Annotated in this window: 23 protein-coding genes; 7 read left to right on the top strand and 16 right to left on the bottom strand. The window is 37.5% G+C overall.

The features are described 5' to 3' along the window. Nucleotides 1-3: 3 nt before the first annotated feature. Together CDOM16189_RS01785 and secA are read right to left on the bottom strand one after the other, a co-directional pair. Nucleotides 4-1,200, bottom strand: a complete 1,197-nt coding sequence (locus CDOM16189_RS01785) for an ABC transporter permease (RefSeq protein ID WP_169973873.1) — start codon at nt 1,198-1,200, stop codon at nt 4-6. Next, nucleotides 1,201-3,801 (bottom strand): preprotein translocase subunit SecA, encoded by a 2,601-nt coding sequence (gene secA / locus CDOM16189_RS01780; RefSeq protein ID WP_169973871.1) that lies wholly within the window; start codon nt 3,799-3,801, stop codon nt 1,201-1,203. A gap of 92 nt (nt 3,802-3,893) precedes the next feature. Here secA and lolA point away from each other — a divergent pair, with 92 nt between their 5' ends. Next, nucleotides 3,894-4,406, top strand: a complete 513-nt coding sequence (gene lolA / locus CDOM16189_RS01775; RefSeq protein WP_169973869.1) for a LolA-like outer membrane lipoprotein chaperone — start codon at nt 3,894-3,896, stop codon at nt 4,404-4,406. A gap of 2 nt (nt 4,407-4,408) precedes the next feature. Here lolA and CDOM16189_RS01770 read toward each other — a convergent pair whose 3' ends face one another. Then, a complete protein-coding gene (locus CDOM16189_RS01770; RefSeq protein ID WP_169973867.1) occupies nt 4,409-4,921 on the bottom strand; it encodes a hypothetical protein in 513 nt (170 codons plus the stop codon). After that, the gene (locus tag CDOM16189_RS01765; protein WP_169973865.1) at nt 4,918-6,240 is read right to left on the bottom strand and encodes an ATP-dependent DNA helicase; all 1,323 of its coding nucleotides are present in this window, start codon (nt 6,238-6,240) and stop codon (nt 4,918-4,920) included. The genes CDOM16189_RS01770 and CDOM16189_RS01765 overlap by 4 nt, the downstream gene beginning before the upstream one ends. 51 nt (nt 6,241-6,291) lie before the next feature. Between CDOM16189_RS01765 and CDOM16189_RS01760 the strand changes: the two genes are divergently transcribed. Next, the gene (locus CDOM16189_RS01760) at nt 6,292-8,292 is read left to right on the top strand and encodes a bifunctional C40 family peptidase/M15 family metallopeptidase (RefSeq protein WP_211436547.1); all 2,001 of its coding nucleotides are present in this window, start codon (nt 6,292-6,294) and stop codon (nt 8,290-8,292) included. A gap of 2 nt (nt 8,293-8,294) precedes the next feature. Here the strand turns inward: CDOM16189_RS01760 and CDOM16189_RS01755 are convergent, their stop codons facing one another. Beyond that, on the bottom strand, nt 8,295-9,152 hold the full coding sequence (locus tag CDOM16189_RS01755) for a D-amino-acid transaminase (RefSeq protein WP_169973863.1): 858 nt from the start codon (nt 9,150-9,152) through the stop codon (nt 8,295-8,297). Nucleotides 9,153-9,295: 143 nt separating this feature from the next. On the opposite strand from CDOM16189_RS01755, the gene CDOM16189_RS01750 reads away from it, so the two are divergent. After that, on the top strand, nt 9,296-9,808 hold the full coding sequence (locus CDOM16189_RS01750) for a hypothetical protein (RefSeq protein WP_169973861.1): 513 nt from the start codon (nt 9,296-9,298) through the stop codon (nt 9,806-9,808). Nucleotide 9,809: 1 nt separating this feature from the next. Here CDOM16189_RS01750 and CDOM16189_RS01745 read toward each other — a convergent pair whose 3' ends face one another. Together CDOM16189_RS01745 and rsmH are read right to left on the bottom strand one after the other, a co-directional pair. Then, the gene (locus CDOM16189_RS01745) at nt 9,810-10,094 is read right to left on the bottom strand and encodes a hypothetical protein (RefSeq protein ID WP_169973859.1); all 285 of its coding nucleotides are present in this window, start codon (nt 10,092-10,094) and stop codon (nt 9,810-9,812) included. Beyond that, a complete protein-coding gene (rsmH, locus tag CDOM16189_RS01740; protein ID WP_169973857.1) occupies nt 10,084-11,016 on the bottom strand; it encodes a 16S rRNA (cytosine(1402)-N(4))-methyltransferase RsmH in 933 nt (310 codons plus the stop codon). Before rsmH ends, CDOM16189_RS01745 begins: the two co-directional genes overlap by 11 nt. Before the next feature lie 66 nt (nt 11,017-11,082). Between rsmH and CDOM16189_RS01735 the strand changes: the two genes are divergently transcribed. The 4 genes from CDOM16189_RS01735 to ftsZ all read left to right on the top strand — a co-directional run bounded on the left by CDOM16189_RS01735 (nt 11,083) and on the right by ftsZ (nt 15,849). Beyond that, nucleotides 11,083-11,661 carry a class II aldolase and adducin N-terminal domain-containing protein gene (locus tag CDOM16189_RS01735; RefSeq protein ID WP_169973855.1) on the top strand — a complete coding sequence of 193 codons (579 nt, stop codon included), beginning with the start codon at nt 11,083-11,085 and terminating at the stop codon, nt 11,659-11,661. A gap of 131 nt (nt 11,662-11,792) precedes the next feature. Continuing rightward, nucleotides 11,793-13,268, top strand: a complete 1,476-nt coding sequence (locus tag CDOM16189_RS01730) for a peptidylprolyl isomerase (protein ID WP_169973853.1) — start codon at nt 11,793-11,795, stop codon at nt 13,266-13,268. Nucleotides 13,269-13,273: 5 nt separating this feature from the next. Further along, nucleotides 13,274-14,692, top strand: coding sequence for a cell division protein FtsA (ftsA, locus tag CDOM16189_RS01725; protein ID WP_169973851.1), 1,419 nt, complete (start codon nt 13,274-13,276; stop codon nt 14,690-14,692). Nucleotides 14,693-14,706: 14 nt separating this feature from the next. Continuing rightward, nucleotides 14,707-15,849: a cell division protein FtsZ gene (gene ftsZ / locus CDOM16189_RS01720; protein WP_169973849.1), complete on the top strand. Its 1,143-nt coding sequence runs from the start codon at nt 14,707-14,709 to the stop codon at nt 15,847-15,849. Nucleotides 15,850-15,940: 91 nt separating this feature from the next. Here ftsZ and CDOM16189_RS01715 read toward each other — a convergent pair whose 3' ends face one another. The 9 genes from CDOM16189_RS01715 to CDOM16189_RS01675 all read right to left on the bottom strand — a co-directional run bounded on the left by CDOM16189_RS01715 (nt 15,941) and on the right by CDOM16189_RS01675 (nt 24,804). After that, on the bottom strand, nt 15,941-16,231 hold the full coding sequence (locus CDOM16189_RS01715; RefSeq protein WP_169973847.1) for a metal-sulfur cluster assembly factor: 291 nt from the start codon (nt 16,229-16,231) through the stop codon (nt 15,941-15,943). Further along, nucleotides 16,221-17,402: a peptidase M50 gene (locus CDOM16189_RS01710; protein ID WP_169973845.1), complete on the bottom strand. Its 1,182-nt coding sequence runs from the start codon at nt 17,400-17,402 to the stop codon at nt 16,221-16,223. Before CDOM16189_RS01710 ends, CDOM16189_RS01715 begins: the two co-directional genes overlap by 11 nt. Beyond that, on the bottom strand, nt 17,403-17,750 hold the full coding sequence (locus CDOM16189_RS01705) for a hypothetical protein (protein ID WP_169973843.1): 348 nt from the start codon (nt 17,748-17,750) through the stop codon (nt 17,403-17,405). It lies immediately after the preceding gene. Between the two features lie 170 nt (nt 17,751-17,920). Then, complete coding sequence (purH, locus tag CDOM16189_RS01700) at nt 17,921-19,453, bottom strand: bifunctional phosphoribosylaminoimidazolecarboxamide formyltransferase/IMP cyclohydrolase (protein WP_169973841.1); 1,533 nt, start codon at nt 19,451-19,453, stop codon at nt 17,921-17,923. Beyond that, entirely contained in the window at nt 19,425-19,934 is a 510-nt protein-coding gene (locus CDOM16189_RS01695) for a GNAT family N-acetyltransferase (RefSeq protein WP_169973839.1), read from the bottom strand. Before CDOM16189_RS01695 ends, purH begins: the two co-directional genes overlap by 29 nt. Next, on the bottom strand, nt 19,921-20,688 hold the full coding sequence (locus tag CDOM16189_RS01690) for a TerB family tellurite resistance protein (protein ID WP_349304316.1): 768 nt from the start codon (nt 20,686-20,688) through the stop codon (nt 19,921-19,923). Before CDOM16189_RS01690 ends, CDOM16189_RS01695 begins: the two co-directional genes overlap by 14 nt. Before the next feature lie 13 nt (nt 20,689-20,701). Further along, nucleotides 20,702-21,760 (bottom strand): SDH family Clp fold serine proteinase, encoded by a 1,059-nt coding sequence (locus tag CDOM16189_RS01685; RefSeq protein WP_169973837.1) that lies wholly within the window; start codon nt 21,758-21,760, stop codon nt 20,702-20,704. Further along, complete coding sequence (gene purL / locus CDOM16189_RS01680; protein WP_169973835.1) at nt 21,726-23,921, bottom strand: phosphoribosylformylglycinamidine synthase subunit PurL; 2,196 nt, start codon at nt 23,919-23,921, stop codon at nt 21,726-21,728. Before purL ends, CDOM16189_RS01685 begins: the two co-directional genes overlap by 35 nt. A 94-nt stretch (nt 23,922-24,015) precedes the next feature. Further along, entirely contained in the window at nt 24,016-24,804 is a 789-nt protein-coding gene (locus CDOM16189_RS01675; protein WP_169973833.1) for a CPBP family intramembrane glutamic endopeptidase, read from the bottom strand. Nucleotides 24,805-24,836: the final 32 nt, after the last annotated feature.

Genomic DNA, 24,836 nt, shown 5'->3' with positions numbered 1-24,836 from the left:
ATTTTATTCGTTTCTTAATGTTTCAAGCACATTTATCTGGGCTGCTTTTTTAGCAGGATAATATGACGAAAACGCCACTATCACAATGGCTCCAACAAGTATAAGCGACAAGTCAATTAAAGATAGCTCCATTGGTAGTTTAGCACTTCCATACACATCTGCAGGCAAATTTATAATATCAAAACTTCCAAGCAGCCAAACTCCAAATAGTCCCAATATAAGGCCAAATACTATTCCGCTTCCACCTATTGTGGCACCTAAGGCAAAAAAGCTCTTTTTTATCTCACTCTTACTTGCACCAAGAGAGAGCAAAAGCGCTATCTCGTGACGGCGGTTCATAACAGTCATCAGAAGCGAGCTTACTATATTTAAAGATGCGACCAAAATAATTAGCATTAAAACTATAAAAAGAGCGCGCTTTTCAAGCGCAAGAGCTGAAAAGAAATTTCCATTTTGTTGCCACCAACCAATAGCTCTTAAAGAGAGTGGAAGCTGGGCTGAAATTTTGCTTATATCATCAAATGGTTTATCAGAATAGACATGGATTCCGTCATACCTGCCCTCTTCATAGTCTAAAATTTTACGCAGAGCCTCTACTGAGGTATAAAGATAGCTCTTGTCATACGCCACGAGTCCGGAGTCAAAACTAGATATCACATCAAAGCGCTTCATCTTTGGTATCAGAGCAAATCCTCCCGGATCACCCTTAGTAAATATCAAGGTTAGTTTATCCTCTCCGCTAAGCACGAAATCATTTTTAATAGCGCTTCCTACAAGTAGCTCGTACCCTCTTATCTCTCTATTTTTAAGCCCCTCTTTGACAACGGAATTTATACTCTTTTCGTCAGTTGAATTTACTCCAAAGAGCATCCCGCCCTCTAGGCCGCTCGTACTCTTAATAATAACCTGAGTCATAATATAAGGGCTAAATTTTAGATGTGGAAATTTGGCTTTTAAATCGTTTACATCGGCATCTTCTATACTTGCACGTATGCTTGAAAGGATGGTTATAGGATAGTTCATCGTAAATAGCTTACGCTCAAATTCCTTATCAAATCCATTCATTATAGCCATTGCCACTATAAGCACCATAAGCCCTATGCTAACTCCCAAAAAAGCCAAAATAGCAGAGAGAGTGATAAAAGGCTGGCTTTTATCAAAGCGTAAATATTTAAAAAGAAGATACTTAACTAAACTCATCTAAGCAAAAATTCCTTTTTTAGGACCGCTTTTACCACAACACTCTTTATATTTTTTGCCACTTCCACAAGGGCATGGTTCATTGCGAGGTATCTTTTTGCCTCTTACCTCATTTGTCGTAGCACTACTTTCTTCATTTGAATATTTAAGCCCTTTATTTTGCTCCTCTTGCATCTTTTGCAAAACTCTTTGTTCGGCATCGACCTCTTCCTGACTCTTAAACCTAACAGCCTGAAGTATCTTGATACCCTCAAATTTAATGCGTGATACAAGCTCCATAAATAAGTTAAAACTCTCTTTTTTGTATTCTGTTAGCGGATCTTTTTGATTATATCCTCTAAGTCCAATTCCGGTTTTTAGTATATCCATCTGATAGAGATGCTCTCTCCACGCATTATCCACCACTTGAAGGCAAAGCACTTTCTCTAAATACCTTCTTTGATCATCAGCCATAACACTCATCTTTTCTTCATATTCAGACTCTAAAATTCCCTCTATCTTTTGAGCTAAATCGTTAAAATCAAGCTCTTTTAGTTCGTCTGCATTTATTGCCAATCCGTTTTCGGAAAGTATTGAGACAAGTTTATCTATGTCAAATTCACTTCTAACACCGCCTGCAAAAATTTCAGCCTGCTCAAGCAAATTTATTACATATTCGCCTCTATTTTGTTTGATTTTTTCACCAATATCAAATTCAGGATCAAGTAGCTCGTTTCTAAATTTATATACGGTCTTTCTCTGTTCATTTGCGACATCATCATACTCTAGGATATGTTTTCTGGCCTCAAAGTGCAGACTTTCAACCTTCTTTTGAGCATTCTCTACTGCTCTTGTAACCATTTTAGAATCGATACTCTCGCCCTCATCTATTCCAAGCCTATCCATTATACTTTTTATGCGGTCGCTTCCAAAAATTCTTAAAAGATTATCCTCTAAGCTTAAGTAAAATCTACTCATCCCAGGATCTCCCTGACGACCAGAACGCCCTCTTAGCTGATTATCGATTCTTCTGCTCTCGTGTCTTTCCGTGCCTATTATATATAACCCGCCAAGATCTCTTACTTCGTCGTTTATCTTGATATCTACACCGCGTCCAGCCATATTAGTAGCTATGGTAACAGCTCCTTTAGCACCTGCTTCGGCTATGATTTGGGCCTCTTTTTCGTGATTTTTGGCATTTAACACCGAGTGAGGGATCTTTTCTTTTACAAGCAGCTCATGTAAAAGCTCACTTCTCTCAATAGAAGCCGTTCCTACAAGCACAGGTTGACCCTTGTCGTGGGCTCTTTTTATCTCGTCTATTACGGCTTTAAATTTCTCTTTTTGAGTCTTGTATATAAGGTCATTATGATCAATTCTTATCGTAGGCACGTTTGTAGGTATCGAGATAACGTCCAGCTTGTAAATTTGAGAAAATTCTGTAGCTTCAGTCTGAGCCGTTCCTGTCATACCAGAAAGCTTATTGTATAGCCTAAAATAGTTTTGAAATGTTATATCGGCTAGGGTTTGGCTCTCCTCTTTTATTTGCACGCCCTCTTTGGCCTCAAGTGCCTGGTGAAGCCCCTCGCTAAAGCGCCTTCCCTCGCTCAATCTACCCGTAAATTCATCTACTATCACTACCTCGTTATCTCTTACGACATAGTGCACATCTCTTTCAAATAAATTTCTAGCCTTTAGGGCCTGATCTAAATGGTGGCTTAAGATCGCATTTTCAAGGTTATATAAATTTTCCACACCAAATAGTCTTTCAGCCTTACTTATACCCTCTTCGGTTATGGCTATTGTTCTATTTTTCTCATCTACCACAAAATCGCCAGTAGCCTTATCCTGAGGAGTTGCAGGCGCTTCTCCTTTTATCATCTGTCCAGCTACCTCGTTTGCCTTGATATAGCCATCAAGAGTGCGGTTAGTAGGACCTGAGATAATAAGCGGGGTTCTAGCCTCATCTATAAGGATACTATCTACCTCATCCACTATTACGAAGTTATGCTCTCTTTGAACCTTGTCTTTAAACTCCATCTTCATATTGTCACGCAGATAATCAAACCCAAATTCGTTATTTGTGCCATAAGTTATATCGCTGGCATAGGCAGCCTTTCTAACCTCATCATCATACTCGCCGCCCAAAACTACTCCTACGCTAAGTCCAAGAAAGTTATAAATTTCACCCATTTGGGTTGCGTCACGCTTGGCTAGGTAGTCGTTTACCGTAACAACATGCACGCCCTTACCGGCCATTGCGTTTAATACGACAGGAAGGCTTGCTACAAGAGTCTTTCCCTCGCCCGTCTTCATCTCGGCTATTCTTCCGTCATTTAGCACCATGCCACCTATTAACTGAACATCAAAATGACGCATATTTAAAGTTCTTTTGCTCGTCTCTCTAACAATGGCAAAGACATCGTTTAATACTTCATCAAGAGTTTTTGCTCCGTCTTGAATAGCTGATTTAAGCTCATTAAAGCTAGCCTTTAGCTCCTCATCGCTCATAGCTTGATATTTTGGCTCAAGCGCATTGATATCTTTGACTCGTTTTGCGTATCTTTTTACCTCTCGATCATTTTTCGTCCCGAAAATTTTCTGCATAATGCCAACTATCATCTATCCGCCTTATTTTAGTTATTTTATAAAGCTTAGATTTTACCATTTATTTAATTAAACTTAGCTACAATTCGCACTTAAAAGGAAAATTAATGAAAAAATTTATACTATTTTTATCCATTTATATAGCCTCTTTTGCATCCAATCTTGACTTCAATACAATTCAAGGTGATTTCACACAAACAGTTACAAGCAATAAGACCTCAATAGACTATAGCGGTAAATTTTATCTTAGAAAAGACAACAACGCACTTTGGATATACACTAGACCTACGGCAAAAAAAATATATTTTGACAATAAAAAAGTAGTAGTTTTAGAAGAAACTTTGGAGCAAGCCATAATTTCAAGAGTAAAAAATATGCCAAATTTGGGAGATATTTTAAAAGAGGCGAAGAAAATCAAAGAAGGTCTATACAAGGCCGATTTTGACGATACCGAGTATTTTTTGACTATGAAAGGTAACTATCCATCAAGGATCGATTATGAAGACAGACTTGGAAACAAAATAAAAATAATATTTCAAAACGTAGTCAAAAACTACGAAATAACTAATGAGTTTTTAACTCCGGTTATCCCGTCGCACTACGATGTAATAAATCACTAAATCTATTCGCCAAAATCTTTGCCGAAATTTTTAATTGAATTTAGATCAAGAGGCTTTAATTCTATCTTGCCATCTTTTTTTATGATTATATCATCCTCATCATTTTTGCCTTTATCCTTATTTTTCGTTAGATAATTTCCCTGCTCTCTTATGATCTGTAAAATTTCTTCAAGTTTTGGCTCTCGAACTATCTTAAGCGAGATTATTAGCACTTCATCTATATCTACAGAGTGTTTTTTGGCAGTATATTTGGCAAAGGTCTCCTTAAATTTTTCCTTGCCCATAGAAGTAAGAAGATCTTCTACATAAAAGCTTCCTATAACCACATTAAGCCCGTCAAACACATAAGCCTCATTATCGTTAATGTCTCTACCAGAAACACGAAGACTAACTGTTATTTTTTTTATTGAATTTTGACTATCCTTTGAGTATAGATCGGCTTCAAAATTTTCTATATTAAGCACATCCGAATATGCAAAAACTATTAAAAATAGTGATAAAAAGAGCCTTTTCATATCTCCTCCTTAATATTCTCAAAGATATTTTCTCTATAAAATTTATCAACCTCTTCATCAATTTTAACAACACTTCTTAAATAATCCCTAAAATTTTGCCCTCTTTGGTATATCAGCTTTAGCTTTTTAGGATCTGTAGCCCTAGATAGTGCGACATAAAGCTGTCCGTTTGCAAAAATATGATTTAGATCGCAAACTAAGCTATCTATACTCATTCCTTGCGATTTATGAATAGTAAGAGCATAGGCTAGTTTAAACGGAAACTGCAAAAAAGAAGCCCTGACTCTTTGCTCTATATTATCATCAACTAGCTCAAATTCTGTAAGCTCAAACCTACTTGGCATCACCTCGATTATCTCACCATTTGTCTTTTGCACTATGACGCTTTCTATATTATTGCCATCTTTTAAAATTTGCATTATAACTCCGCGCTCACCATTATAATATTCACCCCATTTGTTAGTGATAAAAATTACTCTGGCACCAACTTTGATGTGCAAAATTTCAGGCACGCTAAGACTATTTATCCAGTTTTCAAGACTCTTTTCGTGCAATTTTTCATCGTGAATTTCAACCAAGGCATTTGATATTTCAAGTTTACTGTCAAGCTTTTCAAGCATTGCAGAATTTAGTCTATCAGCCTCATAGTTTCTACCAAAAAGCACACTAGTGTTATCATCTATATCAAATTTATCTACGCATAAATTTTCAATATATTTTATAACTTTCTCATCTAATCTACCCACTCTTAAATTAGATAAAATTTCATAAAACTCTAGATCTTTTGTCCGTTTTGATTTTACTAACTCTATGTTTTTAAGACCGAATTCACTCCACGCATAGGAGCTAAATGCATAAACAAATTCAAATAAAGAATTTTGATTAGTCTCTTTTTTCTGCACCGGAGGAAGCTGATAAAAATCCCCGACAAGCATTATTCTGCCTACAAATTTAGAGTTTATAAGTCTATAGTAAATCATCTCCATAAGCCCGGCGCTAACCATAGATATCTCATCTATCACAAGCAGATCACAGCTATCAAGAACCGCCTTTACTTTGCTTAGTTGCGACTTTTGTTTTTTATCAAGTCCTCTTAACTCCTCCAAATTCGAGCAAATTCCGAATTTAAAAAAACTATGCACACTAACCCCGCCTACACTAACGGCGCTTATCCCAGTACTTCCCAATACTACTACATTTTTAAGCTCATTTTTATAGTGTTTTATAACAGAAGTCGTTATGTAGCTCTTACCTACCCCGCCTCTACCGGTTAAGAATAAATTTGATCTCTCCAAAATCTTTAAAATCTGATTTAACAATGATTTTCCTATTTTTTTGTAAAATTATAGCCTAAAACACAGGAGATAAATTTGAAACAGATAGCTTTTTTAATTTTTATAGCTATATTTTTTACTTCATGTTCAAAAAATGCTTTGACACCCAAAAACGATGCTGAAAAATCACTTAGCAAAGAGAGTCTTGGCAGAATTTCTTATCTAAATTTAGATATAGATCAAAGCGAATCCTCACTTCCTAAAAATCAAAAAAACATTAAATTTAACGGAGAGGCTCTACTTAAAAAACGCTTCGGAGTACTTTACTTAAAAAAACCGCCTGTTAGTGAGAAAGAGGCGTTTTGGGCTATAAATTTATACAAAAACTCAAAAAATAGGCAATATTACGGACTAAATTTCAAGCCTATTAAAGATGAGTGGTTTTACAATCTTCAAACTAACGCAAACACTTCAGCCTTTGGCACGCTTTCTCTTCCGGCAATTACGACAGCTAACACTAGCCTTAGAAATCTTCCGACGGATGAGCCTATCTTTATAAATCCGGCACGCGCAGGAGAGGGCTATCCATTTGATTATTTGCAGCTTTCAACTATATCCATAGGAACTCCGGTTTTGCTCTCACACTACTCGCTGGATAGGGCTTGGGCGTTTGTGGGAAGCGATAACGCCTGGGCATGGATTAAGGCTAACGACATTCAAATTTTAAGCCATCAAGAGGTAAAAGAGCTAACAAACTCAAATTTTATAACTATAACAAAAGACAAATCTCCAGTTTATGATGCAAATGGAAATTTCTTATTTTTTGGACGAATTGGCGCAATTTTGCCATTTACAAAGCAGGATGAATATAAATTTTACGGAGAAATTCATACTAGAAGCGGTATAAAAAAATATGAAATTTCAAAGCAAATTTCAGCCACATATCCGCTTATTTTTAACGATCAAAATATTAAAAAACTAGCTTCTGGTATGCTAGAGCAACCTTACGGTTGGGGAGGTTTTGGAGATAACCGCGACTGCTCTTTATTTACACAAGATTTCCTAGGAGGGTTTGGAATCTGGCTTCCTAGAAATTCACGGGCTCAAAGTAAAATAGGCAGACAAATTTCACTAGAAAACTTATCAAATGAAGAAAAAATAAGAAAAATAAAAGATGAAGCCTTGCCATATATGACCTTGCTTCACTTGCCGGGACACATAATGCTATATGCCGGCACAAAAGACGATAAGCCAATAGCCATTCATGACATGTGGGGGTTAAAGACCAAAAATGACGGAAGAGCCTTAGTAGGAGGAGTGGCGATAACCTCACTTGAAATCGGGCGAGATAGAGAAGATATTGACAGTAAAAATTTGTTAATTTCCAAGATAGACTCTATGAATATCTTGGTGCCAAAACCGACACTTCAAGATATCATAGCCAAAGCCTACGATGTAAATATAAATGAAAATTCGGTGATTTTTAGAGACGGCACTACTGAAATTTTTGATGACAAAAAATCAAAAAACAAAGAAGAATTACTAAATAGTGCGGATATAGAAGATATTTTTGCAGAAGAATATCCATTATTTAAGCCGCTAACCTTACCCGCAAACGATGCAGGCAGATATAGAAACTACGCACTTTTAGATAAAATTTACGGAGCCGATGAAAGAAGCATAAGGGCAAATTTAGTAGATGTAATATGGCTTAAAAATCATATAAATAAAAAGTTTAAATTTAACTCCAAAAACGGTGCGGCAAAGGCTCTTGAGGCAGTTTCAAAAGAGCTTGATGAGCTTATTAGCAAAGAGCCTGAGATGCTTAATTTTTTAGACAATCCTTCCGGCACATTTAACTACCGATTGATTGCTAAAACAAATCGTAAAAGCGCGCACGCTTACGGCATCGCAATAGATATAAATACCGACAAGAGCGATTATTGGCAGTGGAGCAAGGATGGCGTCTATAAAAATCAAATTCCAGAAGCAATAGTTAGGATATTTGAAAAACACGGATTTATTTGGGGCGGTCGCTGGGTCAGCTTTGACACGATGCATTTTGAGTACCGCCCAGAATTTTTATATAGGTGGTAATTTTATAAAATTCCCGCCTCTTTTTTTACCTTATCTGCATACATCTGTCTTAAAATAGGTACATATTTGCCTATTTTTCCTCCGTTTATCGGCTTGCCGTCGGCTTTAACTACAGGCAAAAGCAAAAGCGTAGCCGCAGATATAAATACCTCATCGGCATTATAGACATCGCTCATCATAAATGCGCGCTGCTCGACTTTAAGGCCTGCTTTATTGGCAAATTCCAAGATATTTTTTCGGCGGATTCCAGGTAAAATTTCATTTGAAAGAGGCTTGGTTATCAAAACACCATCTTTGATGATAAATGCACTTGAGCTTGTGGCCTCAGTTACAAAGCCATCCTCCACCATAAACCCCTCATAAGCGCCTCTTTTTACCGCCTGCTCTTTGGCATAACATTGAGCTAGAAGCGAGATAGATTTGATATCTCGACGTTTCCAGCGTATATCTTCGACACTTACTATCTCTATGCCCGTTTTTGAATCCGGATTTTCGATAATCTTTTGCTCATAACAAAATACAAAAACAGTAGGCTTAAGCCCCTTTAGAAACTTAAAATTTCTCTCTGCCACTCCACGGGTTATCTGCATATATACCCCGCCTTCTTGCAAGCTATTTTTGCTTATAACCTCTTTTAATATCTCTTCAAATTCACTCTTTGAGCAAGGCAAATTTAATTCAATGGCCGCTAAACTATTATCAAATCTATGCCAAAAATCCTCTCTATCTACAAGCTTTCCATTAAGAACCGGCACAACCTCGTATATTCCGTCTCCAAATATAAATCCTCTGTCAAAAGCACTTACTTTAGCCTCATCGGCTTTTACAAATTCTCCATTTATATATACAATTCCGTTCATCACATATCCTTTGATTAAAATTGTATAATTTTAACTTAGAGATCATAAAAAAGCCCATAAATATAAATTTGTCAAGCTTTAAGTCGCTTATTAAAATTTTTTTTGATATAATTAAAAGGAAATTTACGAAAAAGTATGAGAAAATGAGAGATAGTGAGCTTAAAAAAATAATTTTAGAAAATATTTTTGTAGTGTCAAAGAAGCCTGTATTATTTCGTGATCTGCTTGAGGCAAACTGCCTTTTTAACGAGGGAATGCTTATTGATCCGGCTAAGTTAAATTTCAAATTTAGATATTTTAAAACATATCTTGTCTATGGAATAATATGTATTTTGATAGTAGGGACACTTTTGACATTGACTCACAATCTATTCACAAGGCTTGATTTTCACCTATCTATAATAAGCTCTATTATATCCACAGCTCTTGTATTTATTGGATTTGACATGTTTAAAATTTGGGCAAGAAAGGCCATCAGTAAAGAACTTATAAAAAAGGCTTGGGCTATACATTTTCCATATTTTCCTTATGAAAAATACTCCACTAGAGTTGAAATGATATATAACGAAGCTACAAAAAACGAGATTCCGAGAAAAGATTTAGAAAAATATGTATTGGAAAGATTGGTAGCGCAGTCTGAGACAGGGATAAAATAACTTATTTCAAATTTAACTGATCAGAGATCTGGTGCTTATATTTGATCTGTTCAACTCTTAGCCTAAGATCTCTATTTTCCTCTAAAAGCACATCTCGCTTACCACTTAAATCAGCTATCTCACGGCTTGTGTAGTAAATTTGATTTGTTATATAAATTTTAGGTAAAAATATAGTGAAAGCTATTAACATAATTATATAGACTATTAAAAGAGTGTTGAAATCTAAATTTTGCTCTACCTTTTGGCTCTCTTCATGAAGGGCTAGTAAATCCTCTTTATCTTGCATTATTGCCTCTTAAAATTTTAAACACTCTCATCTTTGCACAACTACTTCTTGGGTTTTCTTTTGTCTCTTTAGAGGATGCCATTATAGCTTTTTTTGTTATTATTTCGCCTTTTGAGTGATTATTTCCGCAAGTACAGCGCATTGCGACATTGTCACAGATACAACTTTTAGCCCACTTTTTAAATCTTGTTTTTACTATCCTATCTTCTAGTGAGTGAAAGCTTATTATAGCCACCACACAGTCATCAATATCTGAATTTTCTATAGCGTCAAGCAGAGTCTCAAGCTCCGCTAATTCGTTATTTACTTCTATTCTAATTGCCTGAAAAGCCAAGGTAGCAGGACTTATGCTTCTATTTTTTAAAAATTTAGTTCCTATTATATTTGCAAGCTCACTAGAGCTCTTTATCTCGCCATTTCTTCTTGCCAAAACTATCTTTGATGCAATCTGTTTTGCGTTTGCAAGCTCACCGTAATCTCTAAAAATTTGAGCCAATCTATCCTCGTCATAAAAATTTACAACATCAAAGGCTGAAATTTGAGAATCTTTATCCATTCTCATATCTAAATTTTCACTTTTTAGACCAAAACCTCGATCGTCTTTGTCAAGTTGAAGAGATGAGACTCCAATATCTGCTAAAATTCCGCGAACCTCTTTTGTATCGATTTTATTTAAAATTTCAGAAAATCTACTCTTGTAAATTTTAACTCTACCGGAAAATTCTTTAAGTCTGCAAGATGAAAAATTAATAGCCTCATCATCTCTATCGCAAGCTATTAAATTTACATTTTTATTGTTAGCCAAAATAGCACTAGAATGACCCGCGTAACCAAGAGTGCAATCCACGATACTTCCACATTTAATATCATCAAAAGCTGACAAAACTTCCTCTAACAAAACGGGAATATGTGGCGATTCCAAAGTTATCCTTGCAAAATATATTTTTTATGTATAATAACAAAAAACAAATTCATAAAAGGTTAAGTCATGGATTTAAAATATTCAGCCGAACAGATAAGTAAAATTTCACTCTCTATGTTTAGGAAGAATTTTTTAGGTATTTTTCATGGCTCAATATCTGCCAGAATAGAGTTTGAACAATTTTTGATAAATAAAAAAAATGCTATTTTTGATAATCTTAAAGAGGAAGATTTAGTCCTTTTAAATTCCAAAAAAGACTATAGATGGAATGATGCAAGCTTAGATGCTGACATACACATAAATATTTACAAAAATATAAATGAGGCCAAATATGTCTGTTACGCAATGCCTCCTTATTTAACCGCATATACTTTAAATCACACTTTTATCAAACCAAAAGATTATTTTGGATACATGAAACATCATGAAATTCCAATATACGATCCAAAACAATTTGACGATTGGTACGAAAGAGCGGATACTGAAATTTATCGTTATATGAAAGAAAATAAAACAAACATGATCATCATAAAAGGTTATGGGGTGTATGTCTATAACAGAACTGCGTATCAGCTCGCAAAAGACGTTGCAATCCTTGAAAATACGTGCAAATTACTTCATATAGCACACTCATACGAAATATAGATAGCTAACAGTGTTAAAATGTTAGTAAATTTATAAATTTTACATATTATAAAGTGCGAATTTAAGGTTACATTCACATAAATTCGGTAAAATAAAATCTAAATTTTAATTGTTAGTTTAAAGGGAACTTAATGATAACTTGGATGCAAAAGCATAAAAAATACTTAGTGGTCACTATTTGGATAAGTACTATAGCGTTCGTCGGAGCAGGCTTTGTCGGATGGGGAGCTTATAGCATGAACACCGAAAAATCTACTTCGGTAGCCAAAGTCGGACATAGAGCGATAAGCGTCCAGGAATTTCAAAATAAATATGGCGAATTATACTCTTATTACAACCAACTGCTTGATGGAAAACTAACAGAAGAAAAAGCCAAAGAGATGGGGATTGAAAATTTAGCCATAGAGTCTTTGGTGCAAGAAAATTTGTTGTTAAACTTTGCTGATGATCTAGGGCTTGGCGTAAACGATGACGACATAGTTAAATACATAGTTGCCGATCAAAATTTTCAGATTGACGGCAAATTTAGTAAAGATCTTTACAATGACGTTTTAAAAAGAGCTAGAATAAATCCTGCGGATTATGAAAAAAATCTAAAAAGAGTAGTATTGCTTGACAAATTAAGACATGCGATCAATTTACCTACAAACAAAAACGACATAGACATGATGACATCTAGCTTCTTGATGCAAGATAGAGTTTCTTTGCAAGTTATAAAAGCGGCAGAAAATGAGATAGTCATAGATGAAGACGGAGTAAAAAAACTATGGGAAGAAAGCAAGTCAAACTATAAAACCAAAACAGAATATAATCTAGAAACAAGCTTTATACCTGCGATCAGTGCCGATGTGAACGTAACAGAACTAAAAGAATTTTACAACGAAAATAAAAATTCATACAAAAACAACGAAGATAAAATTCAAGAATTTGAGACAGTCAAAAATGATGTCTTAAAAGACTATAACTTCAAAATTAGTAAAAAAATAGCACTTGAAGAGTATCTTTTAGTAAAAAAAGGCGAGAAAAAACTTAGCGACAAACAAACAATATTAGAAGATGACTTCAGCTTCCCTATAATAGACGAACTAAAAAGCTTAAAAGCTGGCGACATGATAAAACCTTTTGAATTTTCTAAAGAGAATCAAGATGGATATATGATAGCAAAATTAGTAGAGGTTAAAAAACCAGAAATAATGAGCTATGAGCAAGCTAAAGAGCAAGTATTGTCTGTATACAAAGATACGAAAGAGAAAGAATTAGTAGAGCAAAAAGCTAAAAAACTACTAAATGATGGCTTTAAAGGTAAGGATATAGGCTTTATAAGTAGAGATTCTGATTTGAATATAGAAGATCTAAGCAGTACAGAATTTAATGCTTTTGTTAGTAACTTGTTTGATAGCAATAACAAAAAAGGATATATTTTATTAGACAATAAAGCCGTTGTATACGAAATTTTGGAACAGCAGTTGCTTGATAACAAAAAAGAAAATGAGTATAAAGATATAGTAACACAAAATGTTAGTTATCTTAAAAATAGCGAACTCATTAAAGATCTAACAAGTGCGTTACAAAAACGTTATCAAGTAGAATATTATTACAAAAGGTAGTGATCTTGAGCACTAAAATTCTAGGCATCGATGTCGGTTCTATTCAAGTATGTGCCGTAATAGCTCAGCATGACGAAAATGGACTCAAAATAATCGGCATCGGAACAGCAAAAACACAAGGTATAAAAAAAGGCATCATAACAAATATCGAGTTAGCCTCCAAATCTATAAAAAACGCTTTAGTGGATGCCCAAAGAATAGCTGGAACTTATTACGAAAAGGTTGTAGTATCAATATCTGGCGCATACACAAAGAGTGTAGACAGTAACGGAGTTGTAAATATACCAAATCACGAAATAGGAATCAAAGAGATAAATCGCTCAATGTTTGAATCAGACAGAAGAGCCCTGATTCATAATGATTACGAAAAACTTCATATACTTCCATACAACTTTAAAGTAGATGATCAAGAGCATATAGAAGATCCTTTGGGAATGAACGGAAGCAGACTTGAGGTTCAAACCCATATAATAACGGCACAAAAATCTTCACTTAGCAATCTAAGAAAAGCTTTAAATTTAGCCGGAGTCGAGCCTGACAATATAGTTCTTTCAAGTTATGCTTCGGCTATAGCTACCTTAAATCAAGACGAAAAAGATCTAGGAGTAGCTCTTATAGATATGGGAGGTGCTACTTGCGATATGATAGTTCACTCCGGAAATTCTATAAGATATAACGAATTTTTAGGCGTAGGCTCTGCAAATATCACAAACGATCTTTCAGCAGCGCTTCACACTCCGCTTTTAAAAGCCGAAGAGATAAAGATAAACTACGGCTCGCTTATCAATAGAGCCAACGAGCTAGTTGAAATTCCTCCTATAAACGATGACGGAAAAGTTCAAGAAGTATCGCTTGATGTCATATCAAACGTTATTTATGCAAGAGCCGAAGAGACGCTTATGATACTTGCAAAAATGTTAGAAGATAGCGGTTATAAAAACTCTATTGCAGCAGGAGTCGTTCTGACAGGTGGTATGACAAAGCTTGAAGGCATAAGAGATCTGGCGTCTGCCATCTTTGATAACATGCCTATTCGAATAGCAAAACCAAGAGAAACGGAGGGGCTTTATGAGATCATGAGAGATCCTGCTAACTCTTGCGCTATAGGTCTTTGCATGTATGGTGCAGGGTATTTTACGCCTTATGAGATAGATTCTGAAAAAAAGATGAGATACAAGGATGAGTCTATTATAAAAAATAAAAATTTGAAAAATATAGTCCAAGATTCAAAGAATCAAACTACAAACACACAAAATGAGGCCAGTAATAAAATGTTTCAAGGAAGTGTTTTAGATGATGAGTTTGATATAGAAGACTTAAAAATCGAAGATAAACACGAATTAGCTGACATTGCGAATATTAACAAAGAGAAAAAAGATAGTTGGTTTTCGCGAATTTGGCAAAAAATGACACAACTATTTTAACTAGGAGATGATGCATGAGTGGCTTTACTGTAGAGGAGAAGAAAAATACTTACGGCGCTAAGATAAAAGTCGTAGGTGTTGGTGGTGGCGGCGGAAATATGATAAATCATATGATAAGAGAGAGCGGTGGAAATATAGACATTGATCTAATTGTAGCCAATACCGATGTAAAAGCTCTTGATAACTCTTTGGCGTATACCAAGCTTCAATTAGGAGAGCGAAAAACCAAAGGTCTTGGTGCCGGAATGATGCCTGAAGTGGGACGAGAAGCCGCACAAGAGAGCTACGAAGAGATCAAAAGCACACTCGAATATTCAGACATTGTATTTATAGCTTCAGGTCTTGGCGGCGGCACAGGTACTGGAGCGGCTCCTGTGATAGCTCAAGTTGCTAAAGAGGTAGGCGCTCTAACTATAGCTGTCGTAACAACTCCTTTTCCTTTTGAAGGTAAGAAACGTAAAAAATTAGCAGATATAGGTCTTGAAGAGCTTAGAAAAGAGAGTGACTCTATAGTAGTTATTCCAAACGAAAAACTACTAACCCTTATAGACAAAAAAGCAGGCATCAAAGATAGCTTTAAAATAGTAGATGACGTATTAGCGCGCGCCGTAAGCGGTATGAGCACAATAGTGCTTGGATCAGGAAAAAGCGATATTAACCTTGACTTTGCAGACGTTAAAAAAGTAATGGAGCATAGAGGAATGGCTCTAATGGGAGTTGGGGAGGCTGAAGGTGAAGAGTCCGCTCAAGAAGCTATCAAAAATGCTATCCAGTCACCTCTTCTTGATGATGTTTCTATAAATGGCGCTATGGGAGTGTTAGTTCACTTTAGAATTCACCCAGAATGTCCGATGTCTGATATAGATGAGGCTATGACTATTATAAACGAGGCAGCCCACGAGGATGCTGATATAATTTTTGGTACAACATCAGATGATAATATAGAAAATAACAAAGTTCAAGTTACGATAGTTGCAACAGGTTTTAGGAGTAAAGATGAGATAAAAACCACTCCTGAGCAAAATAACCAAGCCTTCTCAGGTAATCCGTTTTTAAATCAAAGACTACATAAACTTAAAGTAAGCGGCGGGTATGATAGTGAAGAGGCTCAAGCCATACTTGAACTGCCTACATACATCAGACACCAAATGGACTAATAAATCCTCAAAATTTAGATCCGCACAAGCCACTCTGCGGATCTAACCTCTTTTATATCAAATTTTAAACCCAAATTTATTTAAGCAAATTTTAAGCCCCAAGAGCTGCCTTTACCTCATCGCTTGCCATCGAGATATTCCACGCAGGCTCCCAGACCAAATTTATATCACATTCATTTACGCCCTCAACGCTTAAAGTCGCGCCCTTAACCCAGCTTAAGATAAGCTCGTGAAGTGGGCAGGAGCGAGTTGAAAGCGTCATCGTAACAACCGCCCTACCATCATTTTCCTCAACATCATATATAAGCCCCAAAGACACTATGTCAAATCCAACTTCGGGATCAACTATACTTGAAAGCGCCTTATAAATTTTATCCTTCATTTTGAACTCCGAATTTAGTATATTTAAAAAAGTTTATTACATTAACCACAACTAGCACTACGCTCAATGCAAGGCAAATTTGACTTAGCAAATTTAAACCTCCAAAATAAGCCGCAACCGAAGCCGTCTGAAGTGCCAAAGATAAATTTGCCACCCACTTTATCATCATATCATCAAGCAAAGGCACCTTAGTCTTGCCTACAAATTTCGCCACATAGTGATACCATATCAAAAAAGGCATAATCTTATAAAGATGGCCAACGATAAAGGCATATAAAAATCCAAAAGTAAGCGTAAATACGGCAAATTCTATTTTTTCAAGAGCTACGCAAACCATGCAGACAAACAGCCAAACAAGAGCGAAAAAGACATTTAAATTCCAGTAGTCATAAGCCTTTCTAACTCTTTTTTTAAGTATCAAAAGCGCTTCAATCAAAAAGCAAATCACACTCAAAGATATCAAAGCAAAAGTTAGCTCAAGGCTAAATTTAAGCGCCACGCCACCAGCTAAAAATAGTGCTATAGATAGCTTGCTAAGATAAAATTTAAGATCATGCACAAGAGCAAACATAGGCAAAAGCACGCTTGCAACACCCACTATGATCAAAAATACAAAGCCAAGCACAAAGTAGATGTGATAGTGCAAAACAAGCTCAAAATCAAGCGCAAATTTGCCTGACAGTATCAATATAAGCATAAATCCAAGCACTACTCCCACAAGCAAAAACAGAGCCGAGATAAGCAGCGCAACCACAGCTAAACCGCCCTTTTTAGCTCCTAAAAAGCTAAGCGCGTAAGTAACGGTAAAAAAGAGCAGCGCGATAAATAAAATCCCGCCTCCGGCATGGATAAGCGCCATTTTCTCAAGATACATCCCAAGGCTTAGCGCCAAAACGCCTGCCGTATATAAAAACAAATTTAAAAAGGCAAATTTTATAGTGAAAAACGCCTTTTCAAGTATAACTGACGTAAGCTGATAGAGCGCGCCGATGATGATGCTCATCACAAAACCCACAAGATATACGTGGAAAAATCCGGCGGTTTTAAGGCTTGTAAGAGCATTTAAATCAACTCCGAAAAATACAAATACGCTTGCAAGCAGGAACAAAATCCCCACGATAAAGTATCCGCCTACCAGACTAAACGGCGGAGCAAATGTATTTAGTAGCATTTAGCCACCGCATTTTACATTTGTGTCTAGTATTTGCGCGTTTGCACCGTCTTTTAGGCTGATTATCACCTTAACCTCTTCGCCTTCAAGTTTTTCGTGCGATATGTCGTAGCTCTGCTCGATCTTTGGGATGAGAGCGACGGGATAGTGGTGATTTATCATCATTACTTTAGCTTTGCTGTCTGCTATCAAATTTAAAGCCACAAGAGCATTTACCATAGGCTCAGGCGGCACGCATTTGCGGGAGTCAAACCCGATATATTCCACTCCGTCTTCGCTAAATTTATAAAAAGGCAGCGTTGCGCCCTCTACTTTGATCTCGGTTGCGTTTTTGAAAAATTCATTCATTTTTTATCCTTGTTTAAAATTTAGGATAATTATACTCTGATATTTAGTGTGGATTTATTGATTTAGTTCAAGATATGTTTAATTTATGGAGCAAATATTTAATTTCATAAAGCAAATTTAAGCCAAATTTCTTTTTCAAAGCGGCTTAAATTTGCTAATTTATTAAATTCTTAATGCAAGAAGTGTCTAACTCCGGTAAAGTATAGCGCCATGCCGTGCTCATTTGCAGCCTGCACAACCTCATCGTCTCGTATACTGCCGCCCGGCTCTATGATAGCTTTTACGCCCACTTCAGAGGCGATATCGATACTATCTCTAAACGGGAAAAACGCCTCGCTAGCAAGCGCGCATCCGTTTAGATCGATGCCTAGATCACGAGCTTTATTTACAGCAGCCCTTGCAGCATCCACACGGCTTGTCATACCCATACCGATAGCAACCATGGCTGAATTTTTCACATAAACCACGCAGTTGCTCTTAGTAAGTGCAGCCACTTTCCAAGCTATCTCAAGGTCTTTTAACTCCTCTTTGCTCGCCTCGCGCGTTGTTTGTAGCTTCATGTTTTCTAGCTCGCTAGGCTTAACCTCGTCGCTTTCTTGAAAAACAAATCCGCCGTCAACATGCTTAAAGTCGTATTTGTCGTTTGCTCTTGTTAGGAATTTATTTCCCTGAGAGAAAATTTTGATACGTTTTTTGGATTCAAAAACCGCCAAAGCCTCTTCATCGACGTTTGCTGCAATTATAACTTCGACGAAAATTTCATTTATTTTTTCAGCCAAAGCCTTATCAAGAGTTCCGTTTATCGCTACAACTCCGCCGTAAGCCGAGATAGGATCGCATTTTAGCGCTTCGGTGTAGCTTTCAAGCAGGCTTGATTTCACAGCAAAGCCACAAGCGTTTGCATGCTTGACGATAGCTACCGCAGGCGCCTCATCAAAGCTACTTGCAAGCATCAAAGCCGCGTTTATATCGGTCATATTATTAAAGCTTGCTTCGCCTTTAAGGGCTTTAAAGTTGTTACTAAAGAAATAGTCAAACTCATACAAAGCGCCTTTTTGGTGCGGGTTTTCTCCGTATCTAGTGTCAAACACTTTGCTAGCTGAAATAAATTTCATATCGCCAAAACCGCCGTTAAATCGCTCGTTCATGTAGTTTGCTATCATCGAGTCGTAAGCCGCGGTGTGCTCATACGCCTTTATCATTAGCGCGCGTCTAAATTCGAGCGCATTTTCTCCGTTTCTTAAATTTTCAAGCACAGCCTCATAGTCAAGCGGACTGGTTACGATATATACGTCTTTAAAATTTTTAGCCGCACTTCGCACCATCGCAGGTCCGCCGATATCGATATTTTCGATAATCTCCTCAAAATCATCGGTGCGTATCGTAGTCTCTTTAAAAGGATACAAATTTACACAAACCAGATCGATCCTGCCGATACCGTTTTGCTCGGCTTGCGCTACGTGGTTTTTATCATCTCTTTTATGCAAAATTCCGCCGTGAATTTTAGGATGAAGAGTCTTTACCCTACCCTCAAACATCTCTGGACTCTTTGTGTACTCGCTCACTTCAAGCGAATTTATGCCGCTTTGCACAAGCAACTTATGCGTCCCGCCCGTTGAAAGTATCTCAAAGCCAAGCGAAGCAAGCCCCTTGGCAAACTCCACAACCCCTTCTTTATCGCTCACACTGATTAACGCTCTCATTTCCTCTCCTCTTTTTGATATATCTTAAAATTTCAAGTTCGTTTAACTCTTCATATCGCCTTGGCACAAAGCTCTCATCGCGCTCAAATCCAAATTTCTCATACATTTTGATAGCTATTTCAAGCTCTTTGTTTGTATATAGATAAATTTCATCAAAATTTTCATCACAAAATTTAATCGCCTCTTTTAAAAGCTCTCTTCCAATGCCTTGGTTTTGAAATTTTTCATCAACTATAAGCCACCTAAGCAGAGCTGCGTTTTCACTCTCATCAACGGCTATACAACCGACCAAAGCGCCATCTTTTACGCAAGTAAATAGCTCTCGTTTTCCGCTTTTAAGACTAGCTACAAATTCGGCTATATCTTTAGCTATCTTCGTTTCAAAAGCCTTGCCAAGATCAAATCTTTTTGCGTAATATTTCGCATTAAGCGAGATTATATCGCCCACACAGCCGCTTGTGTAGCCTTTAGTTATTTGCACTGCTAGCCTTTATCTCCTCGTAAGCTTCATTAATCTCTTGAAGCTTTCTGGTTGAGCGCTCGATGATCTCCTCGCTCTCGCCCCTGCCCATCAAGATATCCGGATGATACTTTTTCACAAGCTCGCGGTAGCGCTTTTTAACATCGCTAAACGCTGCATTTTCACGAAGCCCTAGCACTCTATACGGACTCTTTTTATAATATGAGTCATCTTTTCTTTGCTCATATCTTTTTTGATCATAAAATCTATCAAATTTATCAAATATCTCTTCCAATACTCTATCCGATATATTAAAGGCATCGGCTATTTGAGAAATTACAATTCTTTCCGCATTTAAAATTCTGCCGTCTATATAAGCTAAATTTATAAAAAACGAAACCTTAGCAATAGCGTCATTTTTACTTAGCTTAAATTTTTCATAATACTCTCTAGCAACGTCATAAACATTATTTAAATCCTCTTTTTGAGTGTTATAAATTTGCTTTAATTCATCTCTTTTTCTTGTATCACCACCTAACATAGAGGTTATATCGTCAAGTATCTCGCTTACTAGCTGAGCTTCCAGCTCACTTACCCTTCCATCGCTTTTAGCAACTTTTGCAAGCAAGCTTACTATATATTTAGCCTCTTCAAATAGGATTTTTTTTCTTGAGTTTTTAACGTTTTGCCTCATATTTTGAGGATTCTTACCAAAATCAAAGGCAAGCAGATATATGGCAAGAACAATAAGTATAACAATAAAAAAATTACCCACTATTGCGCCTATTTTACCAAAGGTGATAGATAGTATTTTTTAGTTTGCCGTCAACAAGCTCGTTTTTGCGCCATGAGCTCTCGTCGTTCATCACATTCCAGCGGCGCTCATCAGGGCGATAAAACCAGTCTTTATCTATCTGGAAATATATCTGTTTGCCGTTTGACTCAATGATATTTGCGATGTTGTTATCGTGATAGCTGTTTTCATCAAAGTCGGTAAACGCTCTTTGCCCCATCTCCGAGTAGAGTAAAGTAAGCTCCTGAAGCATCTCATTTAGCTCATCATCCATCTTTTTTACATGAAGCCCGATCTCTTCGGCCTCGCGAAAGAGTATCGGATACTCATGTGCCGGATAGTCGCTGTTTAGCCGCTCTGAAATTTTTTGAATTTTCTCTTCATCGTCGATGTGATACCTCAAAATTTCACGACAAATTTTAAGCGAAAGCGAGCTGGCGCGATCTACCGCACCAAATACAAGCGGATGAATGTATTCATATAGCGATTTATACGGGTTTTCGTCTTTATCTTTTTCGTTCGTTTTCCATAGTTTTATCACGCGGCTTAGCTCGTCCATCGACACGCTTACAAGCTCGTTGTTTTTATTTGTAGGGCTTAGTTCGTGCTTAAGCGAAGTATCAACGGGAGTTAGATACGCAAGCGGACCCATGACGATCTCGTTTGCACCAAGCGCCATCATAGTCGCGGCAGAAGCGCAGTTTGCAGGTACAAGAGCTGTTATGTTTTTGCAATAATTTCTAAGAGTGCTGATGATGCGAAGCGAGGCGATACCGCTACCGCCGTCACTTTTGATAAACAAAAAGGTGTTTTCTATCTTTTTACCCTTTAAAATTTCATACATCGCACTTGCGTCGTTGCCACATACGCTGCCTGCGTTTGAGTTGTAGTAAGTTATCAGCGAACCGCCAAGCTTCGCCTCGATCGCCTTGATAAGCTGCTGTGTTTCGTTAAATAAAATAGGCGGCTTGGCTACGTTTCTTTGATTCATCTTCTGCTCTCTTATCTCCTCTTTTTCCTCAGTCTTCTTGTTTAATAACTCTAGCAAACTCATTAAAGTAAACCTCGCTTATATCTTTTAAATTTTCGCTCACGCCATCTATTTCAAATTTGCTTCCGCCCGTTATGCCTATTTTGTTTACTTTAAGCCCGAATTTGCTTGCTAGTTCGCTAAATTTCGCCTCATCTTTTACCCCCACAACCGCTCGCGAAAAGCTCTCGTCAAATATCCATCTGCTATCGCCAAATTTACACTCACATCTTGCACCTATCTCGCTCATGCAAGCCATTTTAGCTAGCGTCATAGCTACTCCGCCCGTGCCAACTGAGTTTGCAAATTCCAAAATTCCTTCTTTATTTGCCTCTATCACAAGATCCCAAAGCGCTCTTTCTTTTTTATAATCAATCTCTTTTAGTTCGCCGCTAACCGAGTTGTATAAATTTTTCATATAAAGGCTTGCGGCAAATTCGCCTGTCGTTTCGCCTATCAGATATATCGGTGTACCCTCTTTTACAAAGACGCTCGGTAAATTTTTATGCGCGCACTCATTTACGCCAACGCTTACTATAGCAGGTGTCGGATACACACTTACGCCGTCCGTGTCGTTATAAAGGCTCACGTTTCCGCTTACAACAGGAGTGGTTAGCTCGCGGCACGCCTCTTTGATACCCTCGCAACCCTGCGCGAACTGCCACATAAATTCGGGATTTTCAGGATTTCCGTAGTTTAAGCAGTCAGTTATAGCAAGAGGCATAGCACCGCTCATAGCTACCTTTCTACCGCTTAGAGCAACCGCCATAGCAGCGCCTATTTTTGGATTTACATAGTTGTGGCGAGGGCTGCACTCCATACCCATAGCTATGGCTCTGCCGCTCTGTCTTACGCGGATAACGCTAGCGCCTAAATTTCCGGGCTGTTTAATTGTATTTGTCTGGATATTTGCATCGTATTGATCGTAGATCAAAGACTTATTTAAGATATGCGGATCGCGCAAAAGCTTGTTAAATGCGGTTTTGTTATCAACTTTTTCAAATTTATCAAGAGTTATATCTTTTATCTCATCAAGATAAGCAGGCTTTTTCGTAGGACGATCCAGCACCGGAGCGGCCTGCGCAACAGGATCTATCGGAATTTCGCCTGCAAGCTCGCCGTGCCAATAAAGCTGCATCTTGCCCGTATCAGTTACCTCTCCGATGATCTCAGCGTCTAAGTCCCACTTCTTAAATATCTCTATAACCTTGCTCTCATAGCCCTTTTTAGCGCATATTAGCATTCTTTCTTGACTTTCGCTTAGCATAAGCTCGTAAGGTGTCATGCCACTTTCTCTCATCGGAACGCGGTCAAGATACATCTTCATACCGCTTCCGCTGCGCCCCGCCATCTCAAAACTGCTTGAGGTAAGTCCAGCTGCACCCATATCTTGGATGCCTATGATGTAGTCTTTCTTAAATAGCTCCAAGCACGCTTCAAGAAGCAGTTTTTCTGCAAACGGATCGCCAACTTGAACAGTCGGACGCAAGGATTTATTCTCATCGTTAAAGCTATCGCTTGCCATAACGGCTCCGCCAAGCCCATCGCGACCTGTCTTGCTTCCTACGTATATAACGGGATTTCCTATGCCCTCAGCCTTGCCGTAGAAAATTTCATCGCTTTTGCAAAGTCCAAGAGCGAAGGCATTTACAAGGATGTTTCCATTAAAGCTCTCATCAAAGCTCACTTCGCCTCCGACAGTCGGGATGCCCATGCAGTTGCCGTAGTGAGAAATTCCTGCCACTACGCCCTTTACAAGATATCTTTGGTGGCGCGCTACGCTTGAGCTACCGCTAATTTGTCCGAATCTAAGCGAGTTCATGTTCGCCACGACTCTTGCGCCCATAGTAAATACATCGCGCAAAATTCCGCCCACGCCGGTGGCTGCGCCCTGATAAGGCTCGATAAAGCTTGGATGGTTGTGGCTTTCCATCTTAAACACAGCCGCAACCCCTTCGCCGACATCGATAACGCCTGCGTTTTCGCCCGGTCCTTGTATGACCCAAGGAGCCTTGGTCGGAAAGCCGCTTAGGTATTTTTTACTTGATTTATAGCTGCAGTGTTCGCTCCACATCGCAGAAAATATCCCAAGCTCAAGCAAATTTGGCTCGCGTCCTAAAATTTTTAGTATATTTTCATACTCGCCGTCGCTAATTTTATGCGCTTTTATCGTAGCTTTATCCATTTTATCCCTTCAGAAAAAATTTTAATTATTTTACTGAAACAAGCATAAAAACTTCATAAACCAAGAAGCTCATAAAGAGTGTCAAGCCTAAAATTTACACATCATCAAATTTAAAATTTGAGCTGAAAAATAGCTCTTTGTTTTTTGCCACGACAGCTATGGCTATAAGCAAAAGTATAGCCGTTTGTATCACCTTGCTATCAGGATGAGTTGCAAAAATTTCATTAGTCAAATTTGCAAAAAGATGAAAGAGGATGGCTATGGTTATGTTTCTGTTTGTCTTAAAATAAAGCCGGTTCATTAAGATCACAAAAACAAACAAACTAATAATAAAATTTAAGCTATACAAAAGCCCGCTAAGAGCTACTTCGCTGTGATAATAGCCCTTGATAAAAGATAGAGGCAAGTGCCAAAGCGCCCAGTAAAAAGCAAATATCATAGATGAAGTAAAAAGGCTAAATTTCGCCCTTAGTGCATCAGTACCATAAGTGTGCCAGGCAAGCTCTTCTACAATTGCAGCAAAAATCAGTATAAACCACGAGTTAAACAAGGCAGACTCAAAGCTGGTTTTACCCGAGATATAAAACTGCTCCAAACCATGCCCAAAGATAAGCGATATAAATTGCGCCATCACAAGCGCTATAAAAGTAAGAAACAGAGCTAAGAATAGATAAAATTTGTTTAAGTTTTTAAGGCTAAATCTATGTCTTATGTCTTTAAATTTGACCCCTTCTCTAGTCAATAGATAAAAAGCAACAAGGCAAGGAGATATAAGCTCTACGATGCTTAAAACACCTTGTAAAAAAGTAAAATTTAAAGCCTCAGGCAACCTGCTTAAATAAGCCGCACTAAAGAAAAATATCCAAGGAATGATAAGCAGCAAAGAAAAATAGAGCTTTGTCGTATCTTATATCA

This window comes from Campylobacter sp. RM16189, from assembly GCF_012978815.1.
GTDB lineage: Bacteria > Campylobacterota > Campylobacteria > Campylobacterales > Campylobacteraceae > Campylobacter_A.
This window is presented reverse-complemented; position numbering and strand designations above follow the sequence as displayed.